This window comes from Mesorhizobium sp. M7A.F.Ca.ET.027.03.2.1 (genome assembly GCF_003999175.1).
In the GTDB taxonomy this organism is placed as follows: Bacteria; Pseudomonadota; Alphaproteobacteria; order Rhizobiales; family Rhizobiaceae; genus Mesorhizobium.
Genome location: NZ_RZOM01001694.1, coordinates 1 through 723, shown reverse-complemented (window position 1 = coordinate 723; position 723 = coordinate 1). Strand labels below are relative to the sequence as shown.

The 723-nt window shown below is 70.4% G+C and carries 1 protein-coding gene; it reads left to right on the top strand.

Translation table 11 applies throughout. The features are described from left to right. Positions 1 to 723 (top strand): DNA-processing protein DprA (locus EN750_RS37430; protein WP_145968333.1); only part of this gene is annotated, 723 nt, incomplete at both ends.

The window sequence follows — 723 nt, the reverse complement described above, 5'->3', positions numbered from 1 at the left end:
AACATGGACCATCCGCCGCCGTTGCTGGCGGTAAAGGGCAACGCAGCTGTTTTTCGGCTGCCGGGTGTCGCCATCGTTGGGGCACGCAACGCGTCCCTGGCCGGCATCAAGATGGCACGCATGCTGGCGGCCGACCTCGGCCGCGAAGGCTACGCAATCGTCTCCGGCCTTGCGCGCGGCATCGACACGGCGGCGCATCAGGGCAGCCTGGCGACCGGCACGATCGGCGTCCTGGCTGGCGGTCTCGACCTGCCTTACCCGCCTGAAAATGCCGGCCTGTGCGAGGAAATCGCCGAGCGTGGCGCCATCATCTCGGAAATGCCGTTCGGCTGGCAGCCGCGCGCCCAGGATTTTCCGCGCCGCAACCGCCTTGTCGCGGGTGCGGTCCTTGGGCTGGTGGTGGTCGAGGCAGCGCAACGCTCGGGCTCCCTGATCAGCGCCCGGCTTGCGGGCGAAATGGGCCGGCTGGTCTTCGCCGTGCCGGGCTCGCCGCTCGATCCACGCGCCGCCGGCACCAATGGCCTGCTCAAGGATGGCGCCACCCTGGTCACCGACGCAGCGGACGTTTCGCGGGCAATCGCTCCGCTGACCGGCATGCAGGCGCCCGACGTGCCGCCGTTCGAAGAGCCGCCCGACTTCTCGGCCACACCACCGCCCGGCGAAAGCGACCGCGCCCGCGTCATCGAGGCGCTCGGCCCGACGCCAGTGGCGGTCGACGAGATC